This is a genomic window from Ramlibacter sp., from assembly GCF_035706265.1.
Lineage (GTDB): Bacteria > Pseudomonadota > Gammaproteobacteria > Burkholderiales > Burkholderiaceae_C > Ramlibacter.
On the sequence record NZ_DASSVG010000211.1, the window covers coordinates 1 to 4,689 of the forward strand.

Sequence of the window (4,689 nt, forward strand, 5' to 3'; positions counted from 1 at the left end):
GGCGAACAGGCACAGGTAGAGCTTGCCCTCGGTGGACAGGCGGGCGCGGTTGCAGTCGCCGCAGAAGGCCTGGGTGACGCTGCTGATGAAGCCCACCTCGCCGGCACCGTCGGCATAGCCCCAGCGCTGGGCGGTTTCGCCGGGCGCGCTGGCCTCCAGCGGGACCAGCGGGAATTCGGCTGCGAGCCGTGCCCGCACCTCGGCCGAGGGCATCACTTCGTCCATGCGCCAGCCGTTGGTGGCGCCGACGTCCATGTACTCGATGAAGCGCAGCACGATGCCCGTGCCGCGGAAGTGGCGCGCCATGGGCAGGATCTCGTGCTCGTTGGTGCCGCGCTTGACGACCATGTTCACCTTCACCGGCCCGAGCCCGGCCTCGCGGGCGGCGGCGATGCCTTCCAGCACCTCGGCCACGGGAAAGTCGACGTCGTTCATGCGGCGGAACACCGCGTCGTCCAGCCCGTCGAGGCTGACGGTCACGCGCTGCAGGCCGGCCTCCTTCAGCGAGCGCGCCTTGCGCGCCAGCAGCGAGCCGTTGGTGGTGAGGGTGAGTTCCGGCGGCGTGCCATCCACCGTGCGCAGTTCCGACAGCTGCGACACCAGCACCTCGAGGTTCTTGCGCAGCAGCGGCTCGCCGCCGGTGAGGCGGATCTTGTGCACGCCGTGGGCCAGGAACTGGCGCGCCACGCGCGTGATCTCCTCGAAGCTCAGCAGGGAGCCATGCGGCAGGTAGCGGTAGTCCTTGTCGAACACTTCCTTGGGCATGCAGTAGCTGCAGCGGAAGTTGCACCGGTCCGTGACGCTGATGCGCAGGTCGCGTAGCGGCCGGCCGCGGGCATCGGCCAGCAGGCCCGTGGCCGCGACGGGGCGGGCGGGCAGCACGGGCTGCAGCGCCGTCAGGCGCTGGTCGACGAGCGGGATCACGCGTTCAGCCATGCCCCCATTGTGAGGCCGGGCTCCCCCCCGGCCAAGCGCCGGGGCCAGCGGGCCGGCGCCGCGTACGGGAATGTCTTGTTGGTCAAATCGCACGGGTGCGTGAAAACTGGGCGCGGCTCGGCAGATTTACCTGGCACAGCGCGGCGCCTCTGGACCGCGCGGTTGACCCGCACCACAGTGTCGTGGCCGTCGATTTCCGCTGCGGGCTTTTCGGGATTCCCCGCGGCGGCGCCCAGAGGCAGGAGTACCACATGCCCACATCCCTTTCCCGCATCGCCCGGATGCTGCTCGCCGGTGCCCTGCTGTTCGCGGGCGCCGCCCAGGCCGCCGAGGCCTCCAAGCACCTCGCACCCGGATTCTCCGCCCGGCCGGCCGGCTCGAAGCTGGTGGTCGTGCCGGCCGACATGGAGCTCTATTCCATCAGCGCCGGCGGGGTGGTCGAACCGCGCGCGGACTGGACGGAGGCGGCGCAGAAGAACTTCCTGGCGGCGCTGGACGCCAAGGGCAAGCTGCTCGGGCCCGACGTCGCGCAGCTCCCGCCCGCCGCGGCCGACGACCTGTACGAGATCGTCAGCCTGGAACGCGCGGTGGCCAGCGCCATCGCCATGCACCACCGCGGCGGCGACATGCAGCTGCAGACCAAGGGCGACCGGCTGGACTGGTCGCTCGGCGACGCCGTGAAGCCGCTCAAGGAGCGCACCGGCGCCGACTACGCGCTCTTCACCTGGGTGCGCGACACCTATGCCAGCGGCGAACGCAAGGCCGCCATGCTGGCGCTGGCCCTGATCGGCGCGATCAGCGTCGGCGGCGAGCAGGAGGGGCACGCCACGCTCGTGGACCTGAACACCGGGCGCGTCGTCTGGTTCAACAAGATCAGCCGCATGAGCGGCGACCTGCGCGAACCGAAACCGGCCATGGAGACGGTCGAGGCCTTGCTGAAGGACTTCCCGGAGCTGCAGAAATGAACGATCGCCGCGCTTTCCTCCGTTCCGCCTGCCGGCATTGCGTCGGCCTGGGCGCGCTGGGCGGCCTGTCCGCCTATGCGCAGGACCTTTCGGCCATCAAGGTGCCGCACCGCTTCGGCCGGCCGGCCGCCGACACCGACGAAGGCGGCCTCTGGGGCCTGATGGACCGCGAGGAGCGGCGCGTGCGCCGCAGCCCCGTGACCATCCACGACCAGGCCCTGCAGAAGTACCTGCAGGAGCTGGTGTGCAACCTGGCCGGCGACTTCTGCCCCGACGTGCGCGTGTACCCGGTGCGCGTGCCGCACTTCAACGCGATGATGGCGCCCAACGGCATGATGATCGTGTGGAGCGGCCTGATGCTGCGGGCCGAGAACGAGGCGCAGCTCGCCGCCGTGCTGGGCCACGAGCTGGGGCACTACATGGAGCGCCACACCGTCGAACAGCTGCGGGCGATGAAGGACACCGCGGTGCTCAGCACGGTGGTGGGGCTGGTGGGCGGCGTCGGCACCTTCCTCGGCCAGATTGGCCTTTCGGCCACCCTGTTCGCCTTCTCGCGCGAGCACGAGAGCCGCGCCGACCGCATGGGCGTGCGCCTGATGAAGCACGCCGGCTACGACGCCCGCGAAGCCGCCAACGTCTGGGACAACCTGCTGCAGGAACTCAAGGTCACCGGCGGCAAGGATGCCGGCAAGACCGGCGACATCTTCGACACCCACCCGACCAGCGCCGGCCGCCGCGACGAGTTGCTCGCCCTGGCCGGCAACCAGGCGGGCGACAAGGGCCAGGATCGCTACCGCAAGGTGATCGCGCCGCTGCGCATGGGCTGGCTGCACGACGAGATCAAGCGCGGCCAGTACGAGGAGAGCCTGATCCTGTTCGACCGCATGATCGCGCGCGACCCGCAGGACGCCGAGGTCCTGTTCGCGCGTGGCGAGGTCTACCGCCTGCGCGAGGAGAAGGGCGACGGCGAGCGCGCGCTGGCGGACCTGGAGCGTGCCAGCCGCCTGCCCAAGCCGCCGGCCGAAACCTTCCGTTCGCTCGGTCTGCTGCACCAGGAGCGCCACGAACGCGCCGCCGCGGCGCAGGCCTTCGAGACCTTCCTCGCCCAGGCGCCCGACGCGCCCGATGCGGCGATGGTGCGGTCCTATCTTTCGGAGCTGAAGCCGTGAAGCGCCTGCTGCTGCTGATGGCCGTCGTCCTGCTGGCGGCCTGCACCTCGATGAGCAAGGTGCAGGGCGAGCAGGTGGTCGGCGAACGCCTGGTCGTCAACGTGCCGGGCGGATGGAACCGGGTCCTGGACCGGGCCGAGAAGCCGCCCTACGAAGTCTGGACGCAGGAGGGCATCCCGCTGGATCACCTGCGCCTGTGGGCCGGCATCCATCCGGGCCAGCCGCTGCTGACCAAATGGGCCACCTACTCGCGGGCCGAGGACGCGAAGCCGCCGCGCGTGCCGAGCTTCCGCGCCGGGCTCACGCCGGAAAAACTGGTGCGCCTGTTCGAGGAGGTCTATGCGACCGCCGGCACCGTGGCCATCACCAAGGTGGAGCCGACCGTGTTCGCCGGCCAGAAGGGCGTGCGCTTCGAGTTCGCGCTGGCGCGCCGCTCCGACGACCTGAACCTGCGCGGCGTGGTCTGGGTCGCGGTGCGCCCGGACCCGGTCTGGGGCGAAGAGCTCTACGCCGCGAGCTTCGTCGCGCCGAAGCTGTCGTTCTACGAGCGGCTGCTGCCGATGGCGGAAGAGGTCGTGAAATCCGCGCGGGTGCGAAGCAGCGCGGCCGGGGCCTGAGCCCCCGCCTTCGTCATTCCCGCGCAGGCGGGAATCCAGCAAGTGGTGATGCGCCGCTGCTCCCTGCGACGCTCAGCCCCGGGCTTGCCAGGGGTTGAGGAGGACGACGCCCGAAGCTTCGAAATCGGCCACATTGCGTGTTACCACGGTGAGGCCGTGCACCAGCGCAGTGGCGGCAATCAGGCTGTCGCGTTCGGCGCGCCGGTCGGGCACGTGCAAGGCCGCGCAACGCAGCGCTACCGGCACATCGATCGGAAGAATGCGTCCTTCGAACGCCGGCATGACCTGCTCCGCCATCCAGGTCCGCAGGATCGAGCCTTGCACAGAGTCGCGCCGCTGCATTTGCAGCACCCCTTGCTCCAGCTCGAGGATCGAGATCACGGACAGGTACAGGCTGGTCGGATGCAGGGGTCGGGCCCAGGCCACCACGCCGGGGTCCGCGCGGCCCTTCGGTGCCTTGCGCAGTTCGGAAACGACGTTGGTATCGAGCAGGTACATCAGCCCAGGCCAACCGGCTTGGTCAGGCCGCTGGCCTTGGGCGGATCGAACTCGATCTCCTCATCGGCTGCCATGCCCAGCAGGGTGACGATATCGGATCGGCCCTCCGTCAGCTCCCGGTAGCGCTCATACGTCATCAACACGTGCGAAGGCTCGCCGCGGTCCGTGATCACGACCGGACCCTCGGCCGCGGCCTTCTTCGCGCGTGCCGTGTCCTGGTTGAACTCGCGGCTGGTGAGTCTGGTGATGCGTGTCTGTCCGGTCATGTAGCAACGTTACTACATGAGACCTGCGAGCGCAAGACGGGGTGAACTTGGCCCGCTGCATCGCCGTCTGCACCGCAGTCGGGGTTGTCTTCCATCACCCGTGCCGGATCGCCACCGTCTTCAGCGTCGTGAACCCGTACAGCGCCTCGAAGCCCTTCTCGCGGCCGTAGCCGGAGGACTTCACGCCGCCGAAGGGCAGCTCCACGCCGCCGCCGGCGCCGTAGTTGTTGATGAAGAC

Annotated in this window: 7 protein-coding genes; 3 read left to right on the forward strand and 4 right to left on the reverse strand. The window is 69.7% G+C overall.

Annotation, left to right across the window (positions count from 1 at the left end; all coding sequences use genetic code 11):
• On the reverse strand, positions 1–936 hold a 936-nt coding region (gene moaA, locus VFM98_RS07890), incomplete at its 3' end, for a GTP 3',8-cyclase MoaA (RefSeq protein ID WP_325109364.1).
• A gap of 251 nt (positions 937–1,187) precedes the next feature.
• Here moaA and VFM98_RS07895 point away from each other — a divergent pair.
• From VFM98_RS07895 to VFM98_RS07905, 3 genes are read left to right on the forward strand one after another with little or no spacing between them, the layout of a single operon-like run.
• Positions 1,188–1,901: a hypothetical protein gene (locus tag VFM98_RS07895; RefSeq protein ID WP_325109365.1), complete on the forward strand. Its 714-nt coding sequence runs from the start codon at positions 1,188–1,190 to the stop codon at positions 1,899–1,901.
• Positions 1,898–3,070: a tetratricopeptide repeat protein gene (locus VFM98_RS07900; protein WP_325109366.1), complete on the forward strand. Its 1,173-nt coding sequence runs from the start codon at positions 1,898–1,900 to the stop codon at positions 3,068–3,070. Before VFM98_RS07895 ends, VFM98_RS07900 begins: the two co-directional genes overlap by 4 nt.
• Positions 3,067–3,687, forward strand: a complete 621-nt coding sequence (locus VFM98_RS07905) for a hypothetical protein (protein WP_325109367.1) — start codon at positions 3,067–3,069, stop codon at positions 3,685–3,687. The genes VFM98_RS07900 and VFM98_RS07905 overlap by 4 nt, the downstream gene beginning before the upstream one ends.
• 72 nt (positions 3,688–3,759) lie before the next feature.
• Here the strand turns inward: VFM98_RS07905 and VFM98_RS07910 are convergent, their stop codons facing one another.
• The 3 genes from VFM98_RS07910 to VFM98_RS07920 form a co-directional block, all read right to left on the reverse strand.
• Positions 3,760–4,188: a type II toxin-antitoxin system VapC family toxin gene (locus tag VFM98_RS07910; protein ID WP_325109369.1), complete on the reverse strand. Its 429-nt coding sequence runs from the start codon at positions 4,186–4,188 to the stop codon at positions 3,760–3,762.
• Positions 4,185–4,451, reverse strand: coding sequence for a type II toxin-antitoxin system Phd/YefM family antitoxin (locus VFM98_RS07915; RefSeq protein WP_325109368.1), 267 nt, complete (start codon positions 4,449–4,451; stop codon positions 4,185–4,187). Before VFM98_RS07915 ends, VFM98_RS07910 begins: the two co-directional genes overlap by 4 nt.
• A 94-nt stretch (positions 4,452–4,545) precedes the next feature.
• The coding region (locus VFM98_RS07920; protein ID WP_325109370.1) for an aldehyde dehydrogenase family protein at positions 4,546–4,689 on the reverse strand (144 nt) is incomplete at its 5' end.

Coding starts and splice junctions, on each gene's coding strand:
- VFM98_RS07900 (WP_325109366.1), top strand. CDS start 1,898: ATGAACGATCGCCGCGCTTTCCTCCGTTCCGCCTGCCGGCATTGCGTC.
- VFM98_RS07895 (WP_325109365.1), top strand. CDS start 1,188: ATGCCCACATCCCTTTCCCGCATCGCCCGGATGCTGCTCGCCGGTGCC.
- VFM98_RS07915 (WP_325109368.1), bottom strand. CDS start 4,451: ATGACCGGACAGACACGCATCACCAGACTCACCAGCCGCGAGTTCAAC.